20 protein-coding genes are annotated in these 23,708 nt (G+C 67.9%); 8 read left to right on the top strand and 12 right to left on the bottom strand.

Annotated elements, in window-relative coordinates; genetic code table 11:
- Positions 1-19: 19 nt before the first annotated feature.
- Positions 20-2,020, bottom strand: coding sequence for a cation:proton antiporter (locus ACQY39_RS04225; RefSeq protein WP_428503697.1), 2,001 nt, complete (start codon positions 2,018-2,020; stop codon positions 20-22).
- A 67-nt stretch (positions 2,021-2,087) separates the two neighbouring features.
- Here ACQY39_RS04225 and ACQY39_RS04220 point away from each other — a divergent pair, with 67 nt between their 5' ends.
- Positions 2,088-2,828, top strand: a complete 741-nt coding sequence (locus tag ACQY39_RS04220; RefSeq protein ID WP_428503695.1) for a hypothetical protein — start codon at positions 2,088-2,090, stop codon at positions 2,826-2,828.
- A 9-nt stretch (positions 2,829-2,837) separates the two neighbouring features.
- Here the strand turns inward: ACQY39_RS04220 and ACQY39_RS04215 are convergent, their stop codons facing one another.
- From ACQY39_RS04215 to ACQY39_RS04185, 7 genes are all read right to left on the bottom strand, one after another.
- Complete coding sequence (locus ACQY39_RS04215; RefSeq protein WP_428503693.1) at positions 2,838-3,791, bottom strand: pseudouridine synthase; 954 nt, start codon at positions 3,789-3,791, stop codon at positions 2,838-2,840.
- A gap of 24 nt (positions 3,792-3,815) precedes the next feature.
- Complete coding sequence (locus tag ACQY39_RS04210; RefSeq protein ID WP_428503691.1) at positions 3,816-4,733, bottom strand: hypothetical protein; 918 nt, start codon at positions 4,731-4,733, stop codon at positions 3,816-3,818.
- A gap of 44 nt (positions 4,734-4,777) precedes the next feature.
- The gene (locus ACQY39_RS04205; protein ID WP_428503689.1) at positions 4,778-6,079 is read right to left on the bottom strand and encodes a UDP-N-acetylglucosamine 1-carboxyvinyltransferase; all 1,302 of its coding nucleotides are present in this window, start codon (positions 6,077-6,079) and stop codon (positions 4,778-4,780) included.
- A gap of 77 nt (positions 6,080-6,156) precedes the next feature.
- Positions 6,157-6,999, bottom strand: coding sequence for an SPFH domain-containing protein (locus ACQY39_RS04200; RefSeq protein ID WP_428503687.1), 843 nt, complete (start codon positions 6,997-6,999; stop codon positions 6,157-6,159).
- A gap of 10 nt (positions 7,000-7,009) precedes the next feature.
- On the bottom strand, positions 7,010-7,201 hold the full coding sequence (locus ACQY39_RS04195) for a hypothetical protein (RefSeq protein WP_428503685.1): 192 nt from the start codon (positions 7,199-7,201) through the stop codon (positions 7,010-7,012).
- An 18-nt stretch (positions 7,202-7,219) separates the two neighbouring features.
- Positions 7,220-8,053 (bottom strand): rhodanese-related sulfurtransferase, encoded by an 834-nt coding sequence (locus tag ACQY39_RS04190; RefSeq protein WP_428503683.1) that lies wholly within the window; start codon positions 8,051-8,053, stop codon positions 7,220-7,222.
- A gap of 9 nt (positions 8,054-8,062) precedes the next feature.
- A complete protein-coding gene (locus ACQY39_RS04185) occupies positions 8,063-10,141 on the bottom strand; it encodes an aminotransferase class V-fold PLP-dependent enzyme (protein ID WP_428503681.1) in 2,079 nt (692 codons plus the stop codon).
- 329 nt (positions 10,142-10,470) lie between these two features.
- On the opposite strand from ACQY39_RS04185, the gene ACQY39_RS04180 reads away from it, so the two are divergent.
- A complete protein-coding gene (locus tag ACQY39_RS04180; RefSeq protein ID WP_428503679.1) occupies positions 10,471-11,118 on the top strand; it encodes a DUF2087 domain-containing protein in 648 nt (215 codons plus the stop codon).
- On the opposite strand, the gene map is transcribed toward ACQY39_RS04180, so the two are convergent.
- Positions 11,100-11,894, bottom strand: coding sequence for a type I methionyl aminopeptidase (gene map / locus ACQY39_RS04175; RefSeq protein ID WP_428503677.1), 795 nt, complete (start codon positions 11,892-11,894; stop codon positions 11,100-11,102). The genes ACQY39_RS04180 and map overlap by 19 nt on opposite strands.
- Positions 11,891-12,157 (bottom strand): ParD-like family protein, encoded by a 267-nt coding sequence (locus ACQY39_RS04170; RefSeq protein ID WP_428503675.1) that lies wholly within the window; start codon positions 12,155-12,157, stop codon positions 11,891-11,893. The genes map and ACQY39_RS04170 overlap by 4 nt, the downstream gene beginning before the upstream one ends.
- A gap of 110 nt (positions 12,158-12,267) precedes the next feature.
- On the opposite strand from ACQY39_RS04170, the gene asd reads away from it, so the two are divergent.
- A complete protein-coding gene (gene asd / locus ACQY39_RS04165; RefSeq protein WP_428510718.1) occupies positions 12,268-13,128 on the top strand; it encodes an archaetidylserine decarboxylase in 861 nt (286 codons plus the stop codon).
- Positions 13,129-13,311: 183 nt separating this feature from the next.
- A complete protein-coding gene (locus ACQY39_RS04160; protein ID WP_428503673.1) occupies positions 13,312-14,499 on the top strand; it encodes a hypothetical protein in 1,188 nt (395 codons plus the stop codon).
- Here ACQY39_RS04160 and ACQY39_RS04155 read toward each other — a convergent pair.
- Positions 14,480-15,466, bottom strand: coding sequence for a LysR family transcriptional regulator (locus ACQY39_RS04155; RefSeq protein ID WP_428503671.1), 987 nt, complete (start codon positions 15,464-15,466; stop codon positions 14,480-14,482). The genes ACQY39_RS04160 and ACQY39_RS04155 overlap by 20 nt on opposite strands.
- A gap of 254 nt (positions 15,467-15,720) precedes the next feature.
- Here ACQY39_RS04155 and ACQY39_RS04150 point away from each other — a divergent pair, with 254 nt between their 5' ends.
- Positions 15,721-16,743, top strand: coding sequence for an aldo/keto reductase (locus ACQY39_RS04150; protein ID WP_428503669.1), 1,023 nt, complete (start codon positions 15,721-15,723; stop codon positions 16,741-16,743).
- 27 nt (positions 16,744-16,770) lie between these two features.
- Here ACQY39_RS04150 and ACQY39_RS04145 read toward each other — a convergent pair whose 3' ends face one another.
- On the bottom strand, positions 16,771-19,050 hold the full coding sequence (locus ACQY39_RS04145; RefSeq protein ID WP_428503667.1) for a putative bifunctional diguanylate cyclase/phosphodiesterase: 2,280 nt from the start codon (positions 19,048-19,050) through the stop codon (positions 16,771-16,773).
- A 159-nt stretch (positions 19,051-19,209) separates the two neighbouring features.
- Here ACQY39_RS04145 and ACQY39_RS04140 point away from each other — a divergent pair, with 159 nt between their 5' ends.
- The 3 genes from ACQY39_RS04140 (at position 19,210) to ACQY39_RS04130 (ending at position 23,492) form a co-directional block, all read left to right on the top strand.
- Positions 19,210-20,520 carry a tryptophan--tRNA ligase gene (locus ACQY39_RS04140; RefSeq protein ID WP_428503665.1) on the top strand — a complete coding sequence of 437 codons (1,311 nt, stop codon included), beginning with the start codon at positions 19,210-19,212 and terminating at the stop codon, positions 20,518-20,520.
- Between the two features lie 167 nt (positions 20,521-20,687).
- Positions 20,688-22,388, top strand: a complete 1,701-nt coding sequence (locus ACQY39_RS04135; RefSeq protein WP_428503663.1) for an AMP-binding protein — start codon at positions 20,688-20,690, stop codon at positions 22,386-22,388.
- Positions 22,389-22,391: 3 nt separating this feature from the next.
- Complete coding sequence (locus ACQY39_RS04130) at positions 22,392-23,492, top strand: patatin-like phospholipase family protein (RefSeq protein ID WP_428503659.1); 1,101 nt, start codon at positions 22,392-22,394, stop codon at positions 23,490-23,492.
- Positions 23,493-23,708 lie beyond the last annotated feature (216 nt).

The raw sequence follows: 23,708 nt of genomic DNA, 5'->3' as shown, positions 1-23,708 counted from the left end.
AACGCCTCGCCGGCCCGCTTCAATCGCTGCGCAGCAGCTTTTCCTCGGCCAGAGCCAGGGCCTCGGGCAAGCCCGAAAGCACCAGGGTGTCGCCGCCCTGTAGCAGCATCTGCTCATCGGCCGGCACCACCGCGCCGTTGACGCGTCGCACCGACACCACCGACACGCCCGTGGCATGCAGGGCGAGCAGACCCAGGGCGGTGTGCATATAGGGGCTGGCCACGGGCAGGGTGACGGAGCGCAGGCGGGCATGCTGACGTTCCTCGCCGGTGTCATCATCGGCGCCGTGGAAGTAGCCGCGCAACAAGCCATAACGCGCATCGCGCGCGTCACGGGTCAAGCGAATCACGCGGCGCATGGGCACGCCGACCAGAGCCAGGGCATGGCTGGCCAGCATCAGCGAGCCCTCGATGGCCTCGGGCACCACCTCGGTGGCACCGGCGGCACGCAGGCGCTCCAGGTCGCTGTCGTCGATGGTGCGCACCACCACCGGCACCTGCGGCGCATGCGAATGCACCAGATGCAGGATCTTGAGCGCCGAGGCTGTGTCCGGGTAGCTGACGACCACGGCGCTGGCGCGCGCCAGGCCGGCCGCCATCAGGCTTTGCAGGCGGGCGGCGTCACCAAACACCACGCTCTGGCCGGCCGCGGCCGCTTGGCGCACGCGGTCGGGGTCCAGATCCAGGGCCATATAGGGGATGTGCTCGCCGTCCAACAGGCGAGCCAGGTTCTGGCCGCTGCGTCCGTAGCCGCAGATGATCACATGGGCTTGCGCCTTGATGGACTTCTTGGCGATGGTGGTCAGCTGCAGGGACTGCATCATCCAGTCGCTGCTGGACAGCTTCATGACGATGCGGTTGCTGTACATGATCAAGAACGGCGTGGCCAGCATCGACAGCACCATGCTGGCCAGCACCGCGCTGACCCATTGCGGCGCGATCAACTGGTGCTGGGCGCCCAGGGTCAGCAGCACGAAACCGAACTCGCCCGCCTGCGCAAGATAGATGCCGGTGCGCAAGGCCACGCCGGCGGGCGCTTTGAACAAGCGTGCCAGACCGGCAATCAGCACGAACTTGGCCAGCACAGGCAGAACGCTCAGCGCAATCACCAGCAGCCACTGCTCGGACAAGGTGCTCCAGTCCAGCTTCATGCCGATGGTGATGAAAAACAGACCCAACAGCACATCGTGGAAGGGCCGGATGTCGGTCTCCACCTGGTGCTTGTATTCGGTCTCGGCGATCAGCATGCCGGCGACAAAGGCACCCAGCGCCAGGGACAGGCCGGCATGCTCGGTCAACCAGGCCAGACCCAGGGTGACCAGCAGCAGATTGAGCATGAAGAGCTCGTCGCTCTTGCGCCGCGCCACCAGGGTCAGCCACCAGCGCATCACCTTCTGGCCGCCGACCAACAGGAGGGTCAACAGCACGCCTGCCTTCAGCGTGGCCCAGGCCAGGGACTGGGCCATGGCCGGGCCGTCGCTGTTCAGGGCTGGAATCAACACCAACAGCGGCACCACGGCCAAATCCTGGAACAGCAGCACACCCACGACACGGCGGCCATGCTCGCTCTCCAGCTCCAGGCGCTCGCTCATCATCTTGACGACGATGGCGGTGCTGCTCATGGCCATGGCCGCACCGAGCACCAGGGCCCCCTGCCAATTCAGCTCCCAGGGCAGGCCGAAGAACTGCAGCCCGGCCTGTAGCAAATGGTGACCGAGGATGGTGGCCACGATGGTGATCAGCACCTGCAGGAGCCCCAGGCCGAAGACCAGATTGCGCATGCTGCGCAGCTTGGGCAGATTGAACTCCAGGCCGATCACGAACATCAGGAACACGACACCGAACTCGGCCAGGTAGCGAATGCCCACCGTGTCACCGGCCAGCGCCAGCGCATTGGGGCCGATCAGCACACCCACGGCCAGATAGCCCAGCATGGGCGGCAAGCGCAGGAAGCGGCAGGCCACCACACCGGCCACCGCGGCAAACAGGTAAATCAGGGCCAAGTCGAGCGAGGTGATCATGGCCCGATGTTAGCGGGCAGGACGAAGCCCGATCTGTGGAAACAAGCCGCTATGCTCACCGCTCACCATGGCAGCCGCAGCCCGAATTCACTTCGCAGTCCTGAGCTTGCACCTGCTCGCCGCGCTGAGCCTGTGCGCGCCGGCCCAGGCTGACCCGGGCTATTACCTCGTGCGGCCCTACGCCGCGGCCGGCAAGACCTCGCTGGACCTGCGCTATTGGACCGTGCAGGCACCCGGTGAGCCTGCCCTGCTCTGGCCCGAGCTGGGCCTGCGCCACGGCTTCAGCGAGCGCTGGACCAGCGAGTTCTTGCTCAGCTGGATCGGCCCTGGCTGGCGAGCGCAGAAGCTCAGCTCACTCAACTGGATGAACCAGTGGCTGCTCACCGGTGCCGACAGCGACTTCGACCTGGCACTGCACAGCCAGCTGATCCACAACCGCGGCCGCCGCGGCGGCACGGCGCTGGAGATCGGCCCGAGCTGGCAAGGCGACTGGGGCTTGCACAGGCTCAACTTCAATCTGCTGCTCGAACATGACTGGGCGCGCCACGAGGGCAGCCAGCTCAAGCTGCAATGGCAGTGGTCCCGGCCCATGCAGCCAGGTCTGCGTCTGGGCCTGCAGGGCTTTGGCGAGCTGGGGCGCTGGAACCATTGGCTGCCCGCCGACCAGCAATCGCACCGCGCGGGGCCGGTGCTGCACTGGGTGCCCGAGGGCCAGCGCGGCGTGAGCCTCAACTTGGCCTACCTCTGGGGCCGCACCTATGGCCGGCGTGGCGATATGTTCAGCGCCCAGCTGCTGCTGGATTTCTAAAGCGCCGGCTCAAAAAGCCATCAGGCGCAGCTCGCTCTCGAAGCGGCGCTGCTGGCCGCTGATGGGGTCTTGAAAGCTCAGGCTCTGGGCCAGCAGCTGCAAGGGTTGGCGGTAGTCGGGCGCATCGGCCGGCTCGGGCGGCAGCAGCTGCGGGTAGATGCGGTCGCCCAGCAAGGGCAGGCCAAGCGCGTTCATGTGCGCGCGCAGCTGGTGTTTCTGGCCGGTGCTCGGGCTCAAGCGGTAGCGCGCCAGGGGCAGGCTAGCGTGGCGCTGCAACAGCTCGATCTGTGTCTCGGCATTGGGCTCGCCCGGCACTTCTTCCATCTGCATGAAGGCCTCGCTGCGCTCCATCAAGCGGCTGCGCCGGGTCAGCGGCAGGCTCAGGCTCAGGCTCAGGCTCAGGCTCAGGCCCAGGGGCTCGGGCAGGCCGGCCACGGCCTCGTAGACCTTGCCCACAGCACGCTCGCGGAACAAGGCCTGGTAAGCACCGCGCGTGGCCGGCTGCAGGCTGAAGACCACCAGACCGGCGGTTTCGCGGTCGATGCGGTGGATGGGGCTCAGCTCGGCCAGGCCGGTGGCCAGGCGCAGGCGGGTCAGCAAGGTTTCCTGGACATAGCGGCCGCTGGGCAGCACGGGCAGGAAATGCGGCTTGTCGGCCACCAGCAGCAGCTCGTCTTGAAACAAGATGCGGGCCTCGAAAGGCACGCGCGGCTCCTGCGCCAAGCTGCGCCAGTAATAGACCCGGCTGCCCGGGCGGTAGGGCGCATGCAGGGGCAAGACCTGACCCCGCTCATCGAGCACCTCGCCCTGCTGCAGGCGCTGCTGCCAGACCGCGGGCGCCACGCCGGGCATGCGCTCGACCAGGAAGTCGAGCAGGCCGGGCCAGTCGCCGGGCGGGCAGGCCAGCACGCTGGCGGCCACGCCATCGCGCAAGGGCAGAGCCAGTTTGGGCGGCCGACTCATGGTGGCAGGCGTGCGGCGGCGGGCTCAGTCGATCTGCGGGCCGCCGCGCGCGCGCTCGTCCAGATAGCGCTTGAGGCGCTGTCGCTCCGAGTCATCCAGCGCGGCGCCGCGCCAGGCCTGGATCCAGGCCTCGCGCTGTGGGTCGGCCGCCAGCTTGCGCGCGGCCTGGTCGATGGCCTCGATCTGCTTGCGCCCTTCCGGCGTGCGGCTGCAGGCATAGGTGGCCAGGGCGGTGCTGGCGCCTTCCAGCAAGGGCAGCTTGAGCAGCTCGCCCGGCACCTGGGGAACGCTCTTCAAGTACTCGTCCACGGCACTGGCGTAGTCCAGGGTGTAGTCCATGCGCTGGGCCAGCAGCATGGCCAGCAGATGGGTCTGACGCCCGGTCACCACCGTCTTGGGCGCGCGCGGCCCGGCGCCCTGCAAGGCGGCGTCGACCTTGGGCCCATAGGATCGGTCACGTGGCAACAGGCCGACCAACTCGCTCTGCAGCAGTTCGCCCAGCGGCACCTGGCGGCCGAATTTCTCGAAGCGCGGGGCCAGCTCGCGCCGCGTCACCACCACCAGCTGGCGCGAAATCAGCGCCGGGTGAACATGGGTGAAGTAGAGCCAGCTCTGCCGCTCCGGCGTGTTGACATGCAAGGGCGAGCACAGGGTCTGCCCCTGGCGCACCAGGGCCTCGAAGCGCGGAAAGCCGGCATCGAGAAACTCATGGCGGTACTGGGGCATGTGCTGGATCAGCAGGCGCAGGTAGCCATCGACTTCGCCATTGCCCAGATCGGACGCGCGCTGCGGCGGCCGGCCGGCGACATAGGCGAAGTGCGGCGGCACATCGCGCACCATCCAGCGGATCACGCCTGGTTCGGGGCCGAGGTCGGCCGCGGGCGAGGAGGCCTGGGCAAGCACGGCCATGGGCAGCATGCCCAGCAACGCCAGCGCACTCAAACGGCGCCAGCCACGCCGGCCGGCCCTGACCCTCGCGCCTGGATTCACTCGCTGTCGACCCACTCGATGCGTGCGCCCAGGGAGCAGATGTTCTCGACGAATTGCGGGTGGGCGCGGCGGATCGGCGTGGCGTTTCGGATCACCGACTTGCCCGGGATGCTGGCCGCCACCATCAGCAGGGCGATGGCCACACGGATGATGTAAGGGCTCTCGACTTCGGCCGCGTGCAAGGGCTTGCCGCCGAAGGTGACCATGCGGTGCGGGTCGGACAGGAAGGCGTGGGCGCCGAACTTGCTCAGCTCCGAAGTCCAGCCCATGGCGCCGTCATAAATCTTGTTCCAGAACATCACGCTGCCTTCGGCCTTGACGCCCAGGGCGACAAAGATGGGCAGCAGATCGACCGGCAGGTAAGGCCAGGGCGCTGCCTCGACCTTCTGCAGGATGTTGCGGGTGAACGGTTCCTTGACCTTGAGCGGGCCATTCGTGACCGAGCGCGACCAGCCGCTCTCATGAATGATCTGCACGCCAAATTTGGCAAAGGTGCGGTCGATCAGCGGGAACTGCTCGGGCGTGGAGTTCTTCACCTCGACCCGCCCGCCGGTGATGGCACCCAGGGCCAGGAAGGTGACGATCTCGTGGAAGTCTTCGGCGAAGGTGAATTCACCTCCGCCCAGGCGCTCGACGCCGTGGATGGTCAGGCGCGAGGTGCCCAGGCCTTCGATCTGCGCGCCCAAGAGCTTCAGAAAGGCGCAGAACTCCTGCACATGGGGCTCGGAGGCGGCGTTCATCAGCGTCGAACGGCCGCTGGCCAGGGCGGCGCAGAGCACGAAATTCTCGGTCGTGGTGACCGAGGCGTAGTCGGTCCAGTGGTCGTTGGCCTGCAGGCGTGCGGGCACGCCCAGGACCAGGCCGTCGGGCTGACGCTCGACGCTGGCGCCGAAGCGCTGGAACACCTCGACATGGGGGTCGATTTCGCGCACGCCCAGGGTGCAGCCGGTCACATCGTCCTCGATACGGGCCGAGCAAAAGCGCGCCAGCAGGCCGGGCACCAGCATGATGGAACTGCGCATCTCTTCGGGCAGGCGGTCGCGGGCGGCGTCGAAGTGGGTGTCGCGGTGGTGCAGGTTCAGCACCCGGCTCTTGGCGTCCATCTCGACCGAGCTGCCCAGGCTGCGGAAGACATCGAGGATCTTTTTCACGTCCGTGATGTCGGGCACCCCGTGCAGGCGCACCGGCTCGCGCGTCAGCAGGGTCGCGCAGAGGATGGGCAGGACGGCGTTTTTGTTGGCCGAGGGGACGATGCGGCCGGCAAGAGGCGTGCCGCCGTGGACGATGAGATTGGACATGGACGAAGAAAGGATCGCAGGGGCACCGAAGCGGCGTGCCCGATTATCGTTGGCCTTGCAAAAGACCCCGGTCGGGCTCAGCGCACCGGGATCAAGGGCTGGGCGCCCGGGCTCATCAGCACCGTGTTGCCGGCCTTGCCGGCGATGGCAATGGCAGTCTCGCGGTGGATCTCGGCCAGCTTGATCTCTTTCAGGGCCGGGGTCAGCGATTCGCTGACGATGCGGTTGGCGCGCGCCTCGCCCTCGGCCTGCACGATCAGGCGTTCAGCTTCGGCCTTGGCCAGCTCGATCTCCTTGCGCTTCTTCTCGATCGCCTGGTCGGTCTCGGCGCGCTGGCGGATCGCCGACTCGATGGCCGGGTCGGTCAGCAGATTGCGCACATTGACGGCGGTGACGACAAAGGCGCCCTTGTCATTGGCGTCCAGCTCCTGCTGCAGGCCGGCCCGCACCAGCTCAGCCAGCTCGGTGCGCTTGGTGTGCATGGTGGTGGCATCGAGCTGGGCGATGGCCTTGTAGACCGCCTCCCGCGCCTCGCGCGAAACACGGCTGAAGGCGATCACCAGGTCCTTGGTGCCGCCCTTGACGATGTCGCCATGCTGGACCACATCGCCCTGGTACTTCACATACAGACCCGGCACCGCACCAGGCGTGGTCTTGAAGTAAATGTCCAGGTCCACGTCCTTCATGGTCAGGTTGTCGCGGCTCTTGGGCGTCATGTCATTGAGCGAGAAGCTGACCTCCTTGGTCGTGAACTCGTCCACCGACTTGAACAGCGTGAAGTAGACGCCGGGCGGCAGTGACTCGGCACCGACCTTGCCCAGGGTGCGCTCGACGCCGACATTGCCGGTGTCGATCTGGCTGCAAGCGCTCAGCAGGGCGCACAGGCCCAGCAGGGCCAGGGTGGTGGGGCTTCGTTTCATATCGGGGCCTTCAGAGCAGGTGGATGGGCGGGAAGAAATAGGCCAGCAGCAAGAGCCCAAGCAAGAGCGCAAACAGCAAGGCCAGGCGCCAGGCATGGCGCCGCAGCAGGCGGCCCAGCTCGGCGCGGCGTCGGCCGCCCAGCAGCTGCCAGGCCAGGTAGAGCAGCAGACTCAGCAGCAGGACGGCAAGAAATTGGCGCATGGCAGTGAGGGCTCCGCTTCAGCCGGCCGGATCGAGGCGCTTGGCCCGCGCCAAGCGCCAGGCTTCCTTGGGATCGTCGCCATAGACCTGCTCGGCCGTGGTGGCGGTTTCCTGCAGCCGGGTGTCCAGGGCCATGCGTTTGTCGAAGACAAAGCATTCGCCCTGCCAGTCGGCCGCCGCATCGGGCATCTGCTCGAAATAGCTGACGATGCCGCCGTCGAGCTGGTAGACATCGAGACCCTGGCTCTGCATCCAGGCACTGGTCTTCTCGCAGCGGATGCCGCCGGTGCAGTACATGGCGATGCGCTTGCCTTCGGCCTTCCAGGCCTCGGCATGGGCCTCCACATAGGCCGGAAAGTCGCGGAAATGCGCAACCTCAGGGTCGATCGCATTCTTGAAGCGGCCCAGCCGGTACTCAAAGCTGTTGCGGTTGTCCAGCACCAGCACATCGGGCTCGCTGATCAGCTCGCGCCAGCGCTGCGGCGAGACATGGGTGTCAGGCAGATCGGGGGCCGGCAGGCCGCTGACACCGGGCACGCCGAAGGCGACGATCTCGGGCTTGCAATGGACCTTGATCAGGGTGAAGGGCCGGGTCGCGCAAGCGCTGTGCTTGAACACCAGGCCTTGGAACGCGCCGCCAAAGGCGGGGTCTTCGTGCAGCGCGCGCTCGAAGGCGGACAGCGCGCCGGCCGGCGCGGCGATGGCGCCGCTGATGCCTTCGCCGGCCACCAGGATGTTGCCGCCGATGCCGGTCTCAGGTGTGCTCAGCTCGCGCAGCCGGGCCGCCACCGCCTCGGGCTCGGCCAGGGCGACAAAACGGTAGAAGGAGGAATGGACATGAGGTTCGCTCATCGCCTGCCCTCAGACCAGCAAGGCCGGGTCGGCCGCAGGCGCCACGATGGGCGCATCGGGCAGCAGGGCCAGGCCTCCGGCCAGGGTCCAGGCCTGGCCATGGCCCAGGCGGGCCAGGGCTTGCGCGGCCTGGCGGCTGCGGTTGCCGCTGCGGCAGAAGAACAGCAGCGGCTGTTGCTCGGCCAGCCAGCCCGGAATGGCATTGAGAAAGCGCGACAGCGGCATGGCTTGCAAGGCAACGCCGGCCAGCTCGGGCGTCTGGCTCAGGAACTGCTCGTAGGGCTCGCGCACATCGATCAGCAAGGCGTCGGGGTGGGCGTCGACAAAGCGCTGCAGCTGCTCGCCCGAAAGCTGCAAAAGGGGCGCGGCCACGGCCTCGCCACGCTCCAGCGCCACGGTGCTGGCCAGCAGCTGGGCCAGGTCGCTCGGCGGTGCGATCAAGGCCTGCGGACCGATCTGCTCGGCCAGCGCCAGCGCCTGCTGCGGGTCGACGAAAGCCAGGCAGCAGGCTTGCGCCGGCCCGCCTTCGCTGAGCAGCAAGGCCTGGCCGCCACCGTCCAAAAGCACGCGGCGCAAGCGCCTGGCGCCCAAGTCCAGTTCGGTCTGCGTCAGCGGCCAGCCGAGCGCATCGATCTCGGCCGCGGCGTCGAGCAGGTCGGGCAGCTCGGCCGCCAGCAAGGCGCGTGCCTCGCCGTGGGCAGCCGCGCCGCTGCTGCTGAGCACGGCGGCAATGGGATAGTTTTGACAGCGCAAGACCTGGGCCAGGCGGCTGAGTTGCTCGGGGAGGGGGTCGATCAGCACACAGCGCTGCGCGGCCGCATCGGCCAGCACATAGCAGCAGGCGCCTTCCAGCATGAAGCGGCTCAGGCCCTCGCCGACGGTGGGCAGGTTGTCAGTCGGGCTCATGCAATTGCGGCGCAGCGATTCTCCGCAGGCCTGGATGCGGGCACAGGCTTCGGCGATGAAAGCCTCGTCCACGGCCGGGCCGATGGACAGGCGCACGGCGCCGGCGGCTTGCCAGTCGGGCAAGCCCATGGCCTGCAGCACAAAGCTCGGCGCAGCCTTGGCCGCGCTGCAGGCCGAGCCACCGCTGACGCGCACATCGGCGGCGTCGAACAGGTCTTGCAGCAGGCGCGAGCTCAGGCCCGGCACCGAGAAATTGAGGGTGGTGGGCAGGCTCTGCGCCAGCGGCGCGTTATAGACCAAGCCAGGAAAGGCCTGCTCCAGCGCGGCCGCCAGGCGGGCGCGGAAGCCGCTCATCTCGGCATGGCTTCGGAAGGTCTTGCCTTCCGGGTCTTCCAGGGCCTCCAACACCGCGCCCAGGGCAGCGATGCCGGACATGTTCTCGGTGCCCGAGCGCAGCGCGCCCTCCTGGCCCCCGCCGGCCATCAGCGGGGTGAAGGGCGCGCCATTGCGCACATAGAGCAGACCGATGCCCTTGGGCGCGTAGAGCTTGTGGCCGGAGAAGGGCGCGTAATCGATGCGGCTCTGGCTCAGGCGCAGCGGGATCTTGCCCAGGGCCTGCACGCCGTCCACCATCCAGAAAGCGGCGCTGCCGCTGGCCTCGAGCGCCGCCTCGATGCCGGCCAGGTCGCTGACCACGCCAGTTTCGTTGTTGGCGGCCATGGTGCAGACCAGGCCGGCCTGGGGCGCTTCACGGCGCAGGAAATCCAGGTCGTGCTGGCCCTGGAGCTTGACCGGGATCGCCCGAATCGCCAGGTTCAGGCCCAGCACCGCATTCCAATGCTTGAGCGCCTCGGGCACAGCCTTGTGCTCGGTGGCGCCGTAGAGCAGCTGGCTGCCGATGGCCTCGCCGGCCTCACGGCGCTCGCGCAGCGCGTGCAGGGCCGAGAGCACGGCCGTCTGTATGCCTTCGGTGGCGCCGCTGACGAAGAGCAGCTGGCCGCGGCCCGTGTCCAGCAGACGCTGAGCGCGGGCGCGCACGCCGTCGATCAGGGCGCGCGCCTTGAGCCCGGTGCTGTGCACGCTGCTGGGGTTGCCGTAGTCCTCCACCATGGCCTGGATGGCCGCCGCCTTGGCCTGCGGCAGCACGGGCGTGGTGGCATTGGCGTCGAGATAGATTTCCATGGCGATCAGTGGGTACGGGAGACAAAGCAGCCCAGGCAGACCTGCATGAGCAGGCACAAATCAGGGCAAGGTGGGGGAAAAAGGCAGAGTCGCCATGGTACCCGGCCGCCCGCGCCACACCTATACTGCGGCCCCGGGTCGGCAGCACACCCAGGCCTTGCCGCGCGGCGCTGCCGCGAGCTAAACCTGCCATTGGCACCAGAAGCACAGACTCAGGCCCGTGATCATCCTCACCCCTGCGTGCGCTCGTCTGGAAGTCGGCAAGCACCAGCACTGTTCAGCTTGGAGCCGAGCAGACCCTGCGCGCGCGCTGTGGAGACTTTCACGCCATGACCCGTCTTGCCATTCCCTTCCATGCCGAGGACCTCTCGGCCCTGGCCAAATCCCTGCGCCAACAGCTGGACAGCCATCTGGCCAGCACGCCGCAGGCGCCCTCGCACCTGAGCCTGCTCAATATGCTGGCGCGCGCCGCCGGCCACCGCAATTTGCAGGCCTTGCGTGCGCAGGCCGCCCTGCAGCCCGTGCTGCTCGCCGCAGCAGTGCCTCCTTCCGAGCCGATCGCGCCGGCCCGCGGCCCACGCCATCCGGGCCTGAGCGAGCTGGCCGACCGCGCGCTGCGCCAGTTTGACGAGCAAGGGCGCCTTGCCCGCTGGCCCAGCCGGCATCAGGTTCAGCGCCTGGCCATCTGGGGTTTGTGGCTGCATTTCGACAGCCGCCGCATCTACACCGAGGGCGAGGTCAACGCCTTGCTCCAGGCCCAGCACTGCTTCGGTGACCACTGCACCCTGCGCCGCGAGCTGGTGGAGATGAAGTTGCTGAGCCGCGAAGACGGCGGGCGCCGCTACCAGCGCCAGAATCCGCAGCCCAGCGAAGAGCTGCTGCCCTTGCTGCAGGAACTGCGCCGCCGCCACCGGCTCCATGCGGGCCGGCGCAGCCCGCCCGCGGAGGCGGCAGACGCTCAGGCAATCGCCGGGTAGTCGCCCGTGCCCTCGGGCCAGGCGGTCAGCAGATCGAAGCCGCTGTCGGTGACCAGCACCATATGCTCCCACTGCGCCGACAACGAGCGGTCTTGCGTGACCACGGTCCAGCCGTCCGAGAGCTCCTTCACGCCGCGCTTGCCGGCGTTGATCATGGGCTCGATGGTGAAGATCATGCCGGCCTGCAGCTTCAAGCCCTCGCCGGGCTTGCCGAAGTGGTTGACGTGAGGCTGGTCGTGATAGATATCGCCGATGCCATGGCCGCCATACTCGCGCACCACGCTGTAGCCGGCCTGGTGGGCCACGCTCTGGATGGCGTGGCCGATATCGCCCAGGGTGGCGCCGGGCCGCACCTTGCGGATGCCGGCACGCAGGGCCTCGTAGGTCACCTGCACCAGGCGGCGCGCGGCCGGCTTGGGGTGGCCGACGAAATACATGCGGCTGGTGTCACCGAACCAGCCGTCCTTGATCAGGGCCACGTCGAGATTGACGATGTCGCCCTCTTTGAGGATCTTGGTCGGCGAAGGGATGCCGTGGCAAACCACCTCGTTGACCGAGCTGCACAGGGTCTTGGGGTAGCCGTGGTAGCCGATATTGGCCGGCGTGACACCGAGCTCATCGACGATGTACTCGCGGCAGATGCGGTCCAGTTCGTCGGTGCTGACGCCGGGCTGCACATGGGGCGTGATCATCTGCAGCACCTGGGCGGCCAGGCGGCCCGACTCGCGCGCCTTGGCGATCTCTTCCGCCGTGCGGATCTTGACGCGGCCGTTCATTGCATGCCCTTGGCATGGCCGGCCGGACGGCCTGAGGCAGCATCAAGCTGGCCGGCCGCAGCGCTGGCCAGGTCCAGCCCCCCGGCCTGTTCGGCGCGGATCAGCAGGCGGCAGAGCTCGCGGTGGTCGAGGTCTGGGTAGAGCTCGGCCAAGAGGCCGATGCGCATCCAGTGCTCGGCCTGGGCATTGATGGAGCGCGACAAGGCCTGGCTGGCGACGCGCAGGCTCTCGTGCATTTGGTCTGAAATTTTGACGATTCCCATGGCACCATTGTATTCAAAACATATACGTTTCGTATAGAGGCATCCGCCCAAAGCCCAAAACGACGGCTCGCTACAATCGCGCGCCCTTCTCACCGGAAACCACGATGGCCCTGTCCGAACGCCACGCCGTGCTGCTGCAACACCTGCTGCCCAAGCAGGCACTGACCCGCTTTGCCGGCTGGGTCGCCGGCGCACGCATGGGCGGGCTGACCACAGCCATCATCCGGCGCTTCGTGGCCCGCTACCAGGTCAATATGGCCGAGGCGGCCAACCCCGACATCGCCGCCTACCCGAGCTTCAACGAGTTCTTCACCCGGGCGCTCAAGCCCGGCGCCCGCCCCTTGGCCGATGCACCCCTGATCTGCCCGGTGGACGGCGCGATCAGCCAGTTCGGCCGCATCCAGGGTGAGCAGATCTTCCAGGCCAAGGGCCACGACTTCAGCTGCACCGCCCTGGTCGGCGGCGACGCCAGCCTGGCCGCCCAGTTCCGCGACGGCCATTTCGCCAACATCTACCTCAGCCCCAAGGACTACCACCGCATCCACATGCCTTGCGATGGCCGCCTGACGCGCATGATCCATGTGCCCGGCGATCTGTTCTCGGTCAACCCGGTGACAGCGCGCGGCGTGCCGGGCCTGTTCGCCCGCAACGAGCGCGTGGTCTGCGTCTTTGAAGGCGAGCAAGGCCCTTGGGTCATGGTGCTGGTCGGCGCGACCATCGTCGGCAGCATGGCCACCAGCTGGCACGGCGTGGTCAACCCGCCGCGCCCGGGCTCCGTGCGCGAATGGAGTTACGCACCCGGCCAGGTCAGCCTCAAGAAGGGCGACGAGCTCGGCCGCTTCCTGCTCGGCTCCACCGTGGTGATGCTCTTCCCGGCCAGCCAGGGCCTGCAGTTCAACCCGGCCTGGCAGGGCGAAAGCCTGGGGCAGCGCGGCAGCGCGGTGCGCCTGGGCGAGGCAATGGCCAGCTGACACCGCCCCCCTGGGTTCAGGGGGATGCCGCTGCAACACAGGGATTGCACGGAGAGCGAGCGGGCCCGGGCCTGTCGAGAATCGCGCGCTTCGACCACCTCGCCGGTGGCGCGGGCTGCATGCGTTCTCCAGTGAGGGCCGCTGCTCACCGTGCTCACGGCCTCTGCTCTGCACTCCACATTCATGACACAGCCCGCCTCCAGCAAGCTCCAAGCCCTGCCCCGCCTGCGCGCCGCCCTGCCGCTGATGACCTTGCTGGCGCTCGGCCTCGGCCTGCTGTGCAGCGGCCAGGCCCAAGCCCAGAGCTACCAGGTCCAGAGCCTGAGCGGCACCGGCAATGTGTTCGCCTACGCGCTCAATGCCAAGGGCCAGGTCAGCGGCACCAGCGCCGACGCGCAGGGCAACGTTCAAGCCTTCCTCAGTGGTGCCAACGGCCTGGGCCTGGTGGCCCGCACCCAACTGCCAGGCGATGCGACCGGCAACGCGATCAACTTCTCAGGTCAGATCGCCGGCGAACTGGCCGCAGGCAGCGGCCCGCTCAGTGTCCAAGCCTTTGTCACCGGTGCCCAGGGCCAGAACCCCGTGCTGCTTGGCGGCCTGGGTGGCAATGTCAGCACCGCACGTGGCATCAACGACAGCGGCACTGCAGTCGGCATGGCCCGTGACAGCAGCAACAAGTTTCAAGCGGTTCAATGGCTGGCCAACAGCACCGAAGCGCTGCGCCTGGCCACCTTGGGGGGCAGCACCAGTGCCGCCCTGGGCATCAACAATGCCGGACTGATCGTCGGCAACTCCGGTTTGAGCGATGGCAGCGTGCACGCTGTGGTCTGGGGCCTGAACGGCCTCGCCATCACCGACCTCGGTACGCTGGGTGGCCGCAGCAGCACGGCCCTGGCCATCAACAGCCTGGGGCAGGTGTCGGGCAGCTCGCGCATGGCAGACGGCAACCTGCACGCCTTCATCACCGGCGCTGGCGCTCAGGGCATGAGCGATCTCGGCACCCTGGGCTGGCTGCACAGCCAGGCCAGCTTCATCAACAACGCCGGTGTCGTGGTGGGCAATCTGTTCAACGGCACTGACGGCGCCTCCTACGCCGCCGGTCACGCCTTCATCACCGGCGCCAATGGCCAGGGCATGGTGGACATGAACAGCCTGGTCAGCCTCGGCGATGGCCTGTATCTGAACGACGTCTGGGGTCTCAATGACGCCGGCCAGGTGCTGGTCAGCGACCAGAACGGCTTCGGCTACCTGCTCACCCCCGTGCCCGAAGCTGCCAGCTCGGTCATGCTGCTGGCCGGCTTGCTGACGTTGGGTTTGTTGGCGCGCCAGCGCCGCAGCCCGACCGCGCGGCTCACCTCGGCTCAGGCTTGAGCGACGTAGACGGCGACTGCAAGAGCTCGATCAAGGCCCGCAAGGCCGGGCTGGTCTGGCGCCGGCCGGGGTAGTAGAGCGCGAAACCGGTGCCCGGCGGGCACCAGTCAGCCAGCAGCTCGACGAGCTGGCCGCTCTGCAACAAGGGTGCGGCCGCCAGCTGGTACACATACGCAACACCCGCGCCGTCCAGCGCCGCTTGCAGGGCCACCGCCTGATCATCCACCGTCAAGGGGCCCGGCACGTCGAGATCGATCGTCAGGCCCGCTCGCGCGCAAGCCAGGCCAGCGCAACGGCAGCCGCCCGCGTGTTCAAGAAAGCTCCAGCGGAACAAGCCGCCGCTGGCGAAGCGCTGGCGCACGCAGGGCAGGCCGAGCAGGTCCTGCGGCTGCTGCGGCGCCGGGTGGCGCAGCAAGAACTCAGCTGACGCCACCGCGACAAAACGCTGCGCGCCACCGAGCGGCACCGCCACCATATCGGCCGGCAAGCGCTCGGCAAACCGAACGCCGGCATCGAAGCCCTGCTCGACGATGTCGACCAGGCCGTCCTGCGTGCACAGCTCCACCTGCACCTGAGGGTGGGCGGCGACATAACGCGCCAACAATGGGGTCATCAAGAGTCGGGCTGCACTGCGCGGCACGCTCAGGCGCAGGCTGCCCGAGACCCGCCCGCCGAGCTCGACCACGCCGGCCAAAGCCCGCTCCAGACTCAGCATGGCGGGCACGGCACCGGCCAGGAGTCGCTCACCCGCGGCTGTCAGCGCCACGCTGCGGGTGCTGCGGTTCAACAAGGCCACGCCCAGCTGCGCTTCCAGCCGGCGCATGGCCTGGCTGACGGCCGATGGCGAGAGGCCCAGCTGCTGGGCCGCGCGGCGGTAGCTGCGCGCTTCAGCCACGGCGGTAAAGACACGCAGGGTTTGGAGTTCGGTTTCGCGAGGGAAGCTCTTCATCAATCGGGGCGAGGCCATGTGGCGCGGATCGGGATGGGCTGCAAGGCGCAGTTTGAAGCCAATAGCCGTCGCTATTGGCGAGAAGTGCAACACCGCAGGCCGCCCGAGACCGCGCTCTCAGGGGCCGGGCCGATGGATGAAGAGCTTCCCCAGACACCCGGCGATTGTGAAGCAGGGCTGCACAGCCCGTGCGGCTTGCGGCGGCTTGTGAAGGCCAGGGCCGGCCGTCACCATGCAGACCTCGATCCACCGCCTACCGTGAGCACCACCGCATGAACACCTCGTCCACAGCTCCCCTGCACCGCCGCCTGGCCGGCCGCGACATCCCCGCCGTCGGCCTCGGCCTGATGGGCATGAGCGAGTTCTATGGCGCCTTCGACGACGCCGAGTCGCTGGCCACCCTGCATGCCGCCCGCGAGCTCGGGGTGCGCCATCTCGACACCGCCGACACCTACGGCTCCGGTCACAACGAGCGCCTGCTCGGCCGCTTCCTGGCCGAGCTGAGCCCGGCGCAGCGGGCGGACATGCTGGTGGCCAGCAAATTCGGCATCAAGCGCCCTCCGGGCACCTACGAGCGCCATATCGACAACTCCGCCGCATACGCCCGCACTGCCTGCGAAGCCTCGCTGCAGCGCCTGGGGCTGGAGCGCATCGAGCTGTTCTATGTGCACCGCCGCGACCCGGCCGTGCCGATCGAGGAGCTGATGCTGACCCTGGCAGACCTGAAGGCCGAGGGCAAGATTGGCGCCGTGGGTCTGTCCGAAGTCAGCGAAGACACGCTGCGCCGCGCTCATGCGGTGCTGCCAGTGGCGGCGCTGCAGAACGAATACTCGCTCTGGGAGCGCAGCGCCGAGCAGGCCATGCTCGCCGCGACTGCCAAGTTGGGCGTGGCCTTTGTCGCCTACAGCCCCTTGGGCCGCGCCCTGCTGAGCGCCCAGCTGCCGGCCACGCAAGACCTGGCCCCCGATGACTTCCGCCGTGCCCTGCCGCGTTTCAATGGCGAGGCCGGGGAGCACAACCGCGCCCTGGCCGAGCGCCTGGCCGGCCTGGCGGCAGACTGGGGACACAGCGCCGCTCAGCTGGCCCTGGCCTGGGTGATCCACAAGCAGCCGCACACCCTGGTGAATCCCGGCACCCGGCGCCAGACCCATCTGCGCAGCAACTGGCAAGCCGGCGAGATCCGCCTCGACAGCGCCCAGCTGAGCGCCCTCGACAGCCTGTTCGCGGCCGGCAGCGTGGCCGGCGAGCGCTACACCGAGAAAGGCTGGGTCGGCATCGAGTCGGCGCGCGGCTGAACGGCGAGCCTTCCTTCTGTCTTTCTTTCAGCCCAGGCTGCGCCCCAGAAGCTCGCCGGCCGCCGCTGCGGCCAGCGGACGGCTCAGGTGATAACCCTGCAACTGCGTGCACCCAAGATCGCGTGCCGCCAGGGCCTGGGCCTCGTTCTCGACCCCCTCGGCCACCACCTCCAGGCTCAAGGAGCGACCCAGCGCGCAGGTGGCCTTGACGATGGCGCTGGCCTGAGGCTCGGGCAGCGGCTCGATCATGCTGCGGTCCAGCTTCATGCAGCTGATGGGCAGCTGGCGCAACATGGTGAGCGAACTCTGGCCGGTGCCGAAGTCGTCCATGCTGCAGAGCACGCCAGCCTGGCGCAGCTGTTGCAGCTGGGGCAAAACCCGACCCAAGTGGCCGATGGCGGCGGACTCGGTGATCTCGATTTCCAGGCTCTGGTGCGGCAGCTGCAGCGCATCGAGCCGGTCCAGCAGGCGTTGGGCAAAGCTCGCGTCGTCGAACTGCAGCGGTGAGACATTGACGGCCACTGGCATCAACAGGCCCCAGCGGTCCAGCCACTCGCGCAGCTGCTGGCTGGCAATCTCGACGATCAGTTGGCCGAGCGCGCTGATCTGGCCGGTGCGCTCGGCCGCCGGCACGAAATCGGCCGGGCTGACCCGGCCCAGGCCCGGCCGCTCCCAGCGCACCAAGGCCTCGAAGCCGCAGAGCTTGCGGCTGTCGGCGCGGAACTTGGGTTGGTATTCGAGGATGAACTCGCGCTCGACGATGGCCCGGCCCAGGGACTGCTCGGCTTCCAGGCGGGCGCGCGAGCGCACATTCATGCGCGGCTCGAAGTACTCGCAGGCACTGCCGGCGCGCTGCTTGGCCCGGTGCATGGCCGAGTCGGCCGCGCGCAAGAGGCTGTCGACGTCCGCCCCGTCCTGCGGGAAGCGAGCCACCCCCAGGGACAGATGGACGAACAAGGCCTCGCCATCGACCTCAAAAGGCTGCTCCAGCAGCTGCAGGATCTGCGCCACCACCGGCTCTACCTCGCGGCGCTCGGCCACACCCTCCAGCAGCACCAGGAACTGGTCTTCACCCAAACGCGTCAGCATGGCTTGCACCGGCAAGTGGCGGCACAGGCGGCGCGCCACGGCGTGCAGCAAGGCGTCACCGACGGCATGACCCAGGCTTTCATTGACCAGCTGAAAGCGGTCGACATCGGCCGAGATCAACGCAAAGGGCGCGCCGCCGGTGCGCGTCAGCTCGCGCAGGCGAGCGACCGCGAAATTGCGGTTGGGCAGATCGGTCAACTCGTCGTGCAGGGCCTGGCGGCGCAGCGCGTCGACGGCCCGCTGGCGTGAGCTGTCGTCGATCATCACCAGCAGCTCGGCCGGCGCGCCGTCCCATTCCAGATGGCTGGACAGGCCGCGCACATAGAGGGCACGGCCCTCGCGGGTGAGCCGTGTGGCCTCCCATTCGATGCGCGCATCGGGGTCGGCCAGCACCAGGGCATGGCGCTCGCTCGCCGAACGCTGCTGGTCCATGGGCACCAGGGTCGAGAGCAGATCGGAAGATTGGTCCCGGGACACGGTCTGTTCGCCGGGCGGGAAGCCGAACATCTCGCGCGCCGCCGGGTTGGCATAAGCGGCACGGTGCTGCTGCAGCACCACCAGGCCTTGCAGGGAATGCTGGGTCAGCTGTTCAAAGCGGTTGCTCTGGCGCCGGGTGTCGGCATGGGCGCGCGCCACCGACAGCAGGATCAGGCCCAGGGACAAGGTCGTCTGCACAAACAGGCCCAGGGTGTGGGTGATGGGCGAGCGGCCCAGGGGGTCGAGCAAGGGGCTGCTGGCATGGACGAAGCCGACGGCCACGAAGCAAGCCGCCACAAAGCGTTCGCCGGCATGGCCGCCTTGCCCCATCCACCAAGCGCAAGCCCAGGAGCCGGCCACCAGATAAACCGTGGCCGCGATCACGGCCAGGCTGTGGTCCAGGCGGGCGAGCACGACGATGCTGGCCATCATCAGCAAAAAGGCCGGCAACCACAGGGCCCGATGAAAAGGCAACTGGCGGTAGCTGCGCGCGCCGGCGATCAAGAGCATCAGCGAACCCATGAGGCTGGCCGAGGCCGCCAGCGCCTGCAAGTCGTGCTGCCAGCTGGGCTCCTGTTCGGGCGCCAGCGCAATGCCCAGGGTCAGGCCCAGGGACAGCAGAATCCAGCTGTAGCCCCATTGCCGAACCTGGGGGAAGCGCGGGTCCTGGCGCCAGAGCAGCAGCAGGGCGATGCCCAGCATCGCGTTCAACCCGGCACCCATCAACATCAGCGCAGTCATGGCAGGCAGACATGGCCTCTGGACCCGGCAGAGGCAGCGGTGGCGACACGAACCCCCATGCTAGCGGCTGCGGCGCCGCTTGCAGTGACAATAAGCGCTCACAAAGAATGGCGCGGAGCCCTTTTTCTTCCTTCGCTCACCGATATTCCCGCACACACCATGAATCAGCGCGTCCTGACCGGCATCACCACCACCGGCACCCTGCACCTCGGCAACTATGTCGGCGCCATCCGCCCGGCCATCGCCGCCAGCCGCGAGGCGGGCGTGGAGAGCTTCTTCTTCATGGCGGACTATCACGCGCTGATCAAGTGCGACGAGCCCGAGCGCATCAACCGCTCGCGCCTGGAGATTGCCGCCGTCTGGCTGGCCGCCGGCCTGGACACCTCTCGCGTCACCTTCTACCGCCAGAGCGACATCCCCGAGATCCCCGAGCTGACCTGGCTGCTGACCTGCATCACCTCCAAGGGCCAGATGAACCGCGCCCATGCCTACAAGGGCGCGGTGGACGCCAACCTGGCCGCCGGCGAGGACCCGGATGCCGGCATCACCATGGGCCTCTACAGCTACCCCATCCTGATGGCGGCCGACATCCTGATCTTCAACGCCCACCGCGTGCCGGTCGGCAAGGACCAGGTGCAGCACATCGAGATGGCGCGCGACGTGGCGCAGCGCTTCAACCACCAGTTCGGCCGGAACACCGAGTTCTTCGTCCTGCCCGAGGCCAATGTCGAGGAAGACGTGGCCCTCTTGCCCGGCCTGGACGGCCGCAAGATGAGCAAGAGCTATGACAACAGCATCCCGCTGTTCGAAGGCGGCAGCAAAGGCCTGAAGGAGGCGATCGCCCGCATCGTCACCGACAGCCGCCTGCCCGGCGAGCCCAAGGAGCCGGAAGGCCAGGCCCTGGTGACGATTTACGACGCCTTCGCCACGCCGCAGCAGCGCGCCGATTTCCGCGCCGCCCTGCGCGCTGGCCTGGCCTGGGGCGAGGCCAAGCAGCAACTGTTCGAGCTGATCGAGGCCGAGATCGCCCCCATGCGCGCGCGCTACGACGCCCTGATGGCCCACCCCGAGCGCATCGAAGAGATCCTGCAGCAAGGTGCCGAAAAGGCCCGCGCCATCGCCGGCCCACTGCTGGCCCGAGCCCGCGAGGCCGTGGGCCTGCGCCGCTTCACCGCCGTGGCTGCGCCTGCGGTCGACACGGCCAAGGCCGCCAAGGCCGCCCTGCCGATGTTCAAGCAGTACCGCGAGGCCGATGGCCAGTTCTACTTCAAGCTGGTCAGCGCCGAGGGTCAGGTCTTGCTGCAAAGCGCTGCCTTCGCCGGCGGCCGCGACGCCGGCCAGTGGGTGAGCCGCCTCAAGCGCGAAGGCACAGCCGCGCTGGCTGAGGCGCCGGTGCAGCGGGGCGAGGGGGTCGACGAGGCCGCCCTGGCCGCCGCGCTGCAGGCCCTGGCAGAAGCCGAGGCCAGCTGAGGCGCTCGGGCCCGAGCGGCGGCTACTTTTTTCGCGCCGCCGGTCTAGAGAGCTGCCCCTGATCAACACAAGGCCAGCAAAAACCCGCTAGGCTGCTCCTGACGCCCTGGTTAGCCTAGGCGTACAAACGCGCCTGCTTTCATGCAGTCCACACAAGGAGACAGCCCATGCCCGCAATCCCGACCGACAACCTGGCCCTGCAACGCTTCTACCTGCTGGAACGCACCCAGGCCGAGCGGATCTCCCTGACCCAGCCCATGGGCCAGGGCCAGACCCAGGAGTTCACCTGGACCCAAGTCGGCGACCAGGTACGGCGCATGGCCGCTCACCTGCAGGCCATGGGCCAGGAGCAGGGCTGGGAGCCGGGCGCCAAGGTCGCCATCCTGTCCAAGAACTGCGCCTGGTGGCTGTTCAGCGATCTGGCCATCTGGATGGCGGGTTACGTCTCGGTGCCGCTCTACCCGACCCTGGCCTCGGAGACCATCCGCCAGATCCTTGAGCACAGCGAGGCACGCGCCTGCTTCATCGGCAAGCTCGACGGCTGGGAAGGCATGAAGCCCGGTGTGCCCGCCGGCCTGCCCTGCATCAGCTACCCGCTCTCGCCCGACGACGCCAAAAAGTCCTACGAGGGCTGGGACGCCATTTGCGCCCGCACCGCGCCGCTGCAAGGCGAACCCGTGCGCGCGGCCGAAGACCTGGCCACCCTGATCTACACCTCGGGCACGACCGGCGCGCCCAAGGGCGTGATGCACAGCTTCGGCAACTTCGCCTGGGCTTTGAGCGCTGCGCTCAAGCGCATCCCCATGGGCGCAGAAGACCGCCTGCTGTCCTACCTGCCCCTGGCCCATGTGGTCGAGCGCGTGCTGATCGAACACGGCTGGCTGCGCACCGGTTTCCAGGTCTACTTTGCCGAGAGCCTGGACACCTTCACGCTCGACCTGCAGCGTGCCCGGCCCACCATCTTCTTCTCGGTGCCGCGCCTGTGGGTGAAGTTCCAGCAAGGCATCCAGGCCAAGATGCCGCAGAAGAAACTCGACCTGCTGCTCAGCCTGCCCCTGATCGGCGGCCTGGTGCGGCGCAAGATCCTCAAGGCCCTGGGCCTGGACCAGGCGCGTGTTTGCGCCGGCGGTGCAGCGCCCATGCCCGTGCCCTTGCTCGAGTGGTACCGCAAGCTCGGTCTGCACATCAATGAGGGCTATGGCATGACCGAGAACCTGGCCATCTCGCACATCACCGTGCCGGGCCAGAACCAGATCGGCACCGTCGGCCCTGGCTATGAAGGTGTGGAAGCACGCCTGGACCCGCAGACGGGCGAGCTGCTGGTGCGCACCCCCGCCACCATGAGCGGCTACTACAAAGAGCCCGAGATGAGCCGCGCTGCCTTCACCGAAGACGGCTGGCTGCGCACCGGCGACAAAGGCCAGTTCGACGGCCGCAACTGCTTGCGCATCACCGGCCGCGTCAAGGACCTGTTCAAGACCAGCAAGGGCAAGTACGTGGCCCCGGCGCCCATCGAAGACCGCCTGGGCGCCCACCCGGCCGTGGAAGCCTGCGTGGTGACCGGCGCCAATATGGGCCAGCCGGTCGGCGTGGTCATGCTGTCACAAAACGCCATCGAGCACAGCGCCAACGAAGCCGACCGCGCCGCCCTGGTGCAGACCTTGAGCGCCCACCTGGCCGAGGTCAACAGCCACCTCGACCCACATGAGCAGCTGGACTGCCTGGTCGCCGTCAAGACACCCTGGACGGTGGACAACGGCTTCATCACCCCGACCTTCAAGGTCAAGCGCAACCGCGTGGATGAGGTGTATGGCCCGCAGCTGGAGAACTGGGTCGGCAAGAAGAAGAAGGTCGTGTTTGGCGATTGAGCGATGACCCGCCCCAGCAGCGCGCCACCGCCGCCCATCAACCTGGCCCTGCAGGGCGGCGGTTCACATGGCGCCTTCACCTGGGGCGTGCTGGACGCGCTGCTGGAAGACGGCCGGCTCGAAATCGAGGGCCTCAGCGGCACCAGCGCTGGCGCCATGAATGCCGTGGCCCTGGCCCATGGCTTTGCTCAGGCCCTGGACAAGGCACGACCTGACCCCCGGGAGGCGGCGCGCGAGTCGCTGGCTGCGTTTTGGAATGGTGTGATCGCCATGGGCGCGCTGGGCGAGGCGCAGCGCGCGCCCTTCGGCTTTCTGTTTGGCCAGGCGGCGGACGAGAGTTCGGCCGCCGCACCCTGGCTCAGCGCCATGAGCGCGCTCTGGACCAGCACGGTCTCGCCCTACCAGTCCAACCCCTTCGACATCAACCCGCTGCGCAGCTTTGTCGCTGGCCAGATCGATTTCGAGGCCATGGCCCGCCAGGCCGGCAAGATCCCCAAGGTCTTTGTGGTCGCCACCCGGGTCAGCACCGGCAAGGCCGAGATCTTCTCGGGCGAACGCCTCAGCGTCGACGCCGTCATGGCCTCGGCCTGCCTGCCGACCCTGTTCAAGGCCGTGGAGATTGACGGTCAGCACTACTGGGACGGCGGCTACTCCGGCAACCCGGCCATCCATCCGCTGATCTATCAATGCACGGGCCGCGACATCGTGCTGGTGCAGATCAACCCGATCGAACGCGAAGCCCTGCCCACCAGCAGCGCCCAAATCCTGGACCGGCTCAACGAGATCAGCTTCAACGCCGCCCTGATCGCCGAGATGCGCGCCATCGACTTCGTCAAGCGCCTGCTGGCCGAAGGCAAGCTGGACCCGGCGCATTACAAAGACGTATTGATGCACCGCATCGACGGCGGCGAAGCGCTGGAGGCCTTCAGCGCCGCCAGCAAGAGCTCGACCAGCGCCGCCCTGATCCACCAGCTGCGCGACCTGGGCCGCAGCCATGCCCAGAACTGGCTGCAACACCACTTCAAGGACCTGGGCCAGCGCAGCAGCGTGAACATCAAACGCGACTACCTAGACGATCTGCGCCTGCCCGTGCGCGGCGCCTGAACGCTTGTGAATTTTCTACTGCGCGACTGCCATGCGTCGTTGGTCCGGTGCTCGGAATCCTCACGTACAGGAAGTACGTTCCGGTTCCTGTGCTCCGTCCGCCTCGGCCGGAGGCCTCGGCCTTCACCAGGCAGCGCCAGTCCTCAGGACTGGTGCTGTCCGGGCTTAGCCTAGCCTGACAGCCGCTCGCTACAAAAATTCTCAAGCTCCGCGAGC

The sequence above is a fragment of the Roseateles sp. genome, assembly GCF_965262435.1.
Lineage (GTDB): Bacteria > Pseudomonadota > Gammaproteobacteria > Burkholderiales > Burkholderiaceae_C > Paucibacter_A.
This window is presented reverse-complemented; position numbering and strand designations above follow the sequence as displayed.

Excerpts from the sequence above, each read along its gene's own strand:
- ACQY39_RS04225 (WP_428503697.1), bottom strand. The coding sequence starts at position 2,020 with ATGATCACCTCGCTCGACTTGGCCCTGATTTACCTGTTTGCCGCGGTG.
- ACQY39_RS04220 (WP_428503695.1), top strand. The coding sequence starts at position 2,088 with ATGGCAGCCGCAGCCCGAATTCACTTCGCAGTCCTGAGCTTGCACCTG.
- ACQY39_RS04215 (WP_428503693.1), bottom strand. The coding sequence starts at position 3,791 with ATGAGTCGGCCGCCCAAACTGGCTCTGCCCTTGCGCGATGGCGTGGCC.
- ACQY39_RS04205 (WP_428503689.1), bottom strand. The coding sequence starts at position 6,079 with ATGTCCAATCTCATCGTCCACGGCGGCACGCCTCTTGCCGGCCGCATC.
- ACQY39_RS04200 (WP_428503687.1), bottom strand. The coding sequence starts at position 6,999 with ATGAAACGAAGCCCCACCACCCTGGCCCTGCTGGGCCTGTGCGCCCTG.
- ACQY39_RS04195 (WP_428503685.1), bottom strand. The coding sequence starts at position 7,201 with ATGCGCCAATTTCTTGCCGTCCTGCTGCTGAGTCTGCTGCTCTACCTG.
- ACQY39_RS04190 (WP_428503683.1), bottom strand. The coding sequence starts at position 8,053 with ATGAGCGAACCTCATGTCCATTCCTCCTTCTACCGTTTTGTCGCCCTG.
- ACQY39_RS04185 (WP_428503681.1), bottom strand. The coding sequence starts at position 10,141 with ATGGAAATCTATCTCGACGCCAATGCCACCACGCCCGTGCTGCCGCAG.
- ACQY39_RS04180 (WP_428503679.1), top strand. The coding sequence starts at position 10,471 with ATGACCCGTCTTGCCATTCCCTTCCATGCCGAGGACCTCTCGGCCCTG.
- map (WP_428503677.1), bottom strand. The coding sequence starts at position 11,894 with ATGAACGGCCGCGTCAAGATCCGCACGGCGGAAGAGATCGCCAAGGCG.
- ACQY39_RS04170 (WP_428503675.1), bottom strand. The coding sequence starts at position 12,157 with ATGGGAATCGTCAAAATTTCAGACCAAATGCACGAGAGCCTGCGCGTC.
- ACQY39_RS04160 (WP_428503673.1), top strand. The coding sequence starts at position 13,312 with ATGACACAGCCCGCCTCCAGCAAGCTCCAAGCCCTGCCCCGCCTGCGC.
- ACQY39_RS04155 (WP_428503671.1), bottom strand. The coding sequence starts at position 15,466 with ATGGCCTCGCCCCGATTGATGAAGAGCTTCCCTCGCGAAACCGAACTC.
- ACQY39_RS04150 (WP_428503669.1), top strand. The coding sequence starts at position 15,721 with ATGAACACCTCGTCCACAGCTCCCCTGCACCGCCGCCTGGCCGGCCGC.
- ACQY39_RS04145 (WP_428503667.1), bottom strand. The coding sequence starts at position 19,050 with ATGACTGCGCTGATGTTGATGGGTGCCGGGTTGAACGCGATGCTGGGC.
- ACQY39_RS04140 (WP_428503665.1), top strand. The coding sequence starts at position 19,210 with ATGAATCAGCGCGTCCTGACCGGCATCACCACCACCGGCACCCTGCAC.
- ACQY39_RS04135 (WP_428503663.1), top strand. The coding sequence starts at position 20,688 with ATGCCCGCAATCCCGACCGACAACCTGGCCCTGCAACGCTTCTACCTG.
- ACQY39_RS04130 (WP_428503659.1), top strand. The coding sequence starts at position 22,392 with ATGACCCGCCCCAGCAGCGCGCCACCGCCGCCCATCAACCTGGCCCTG.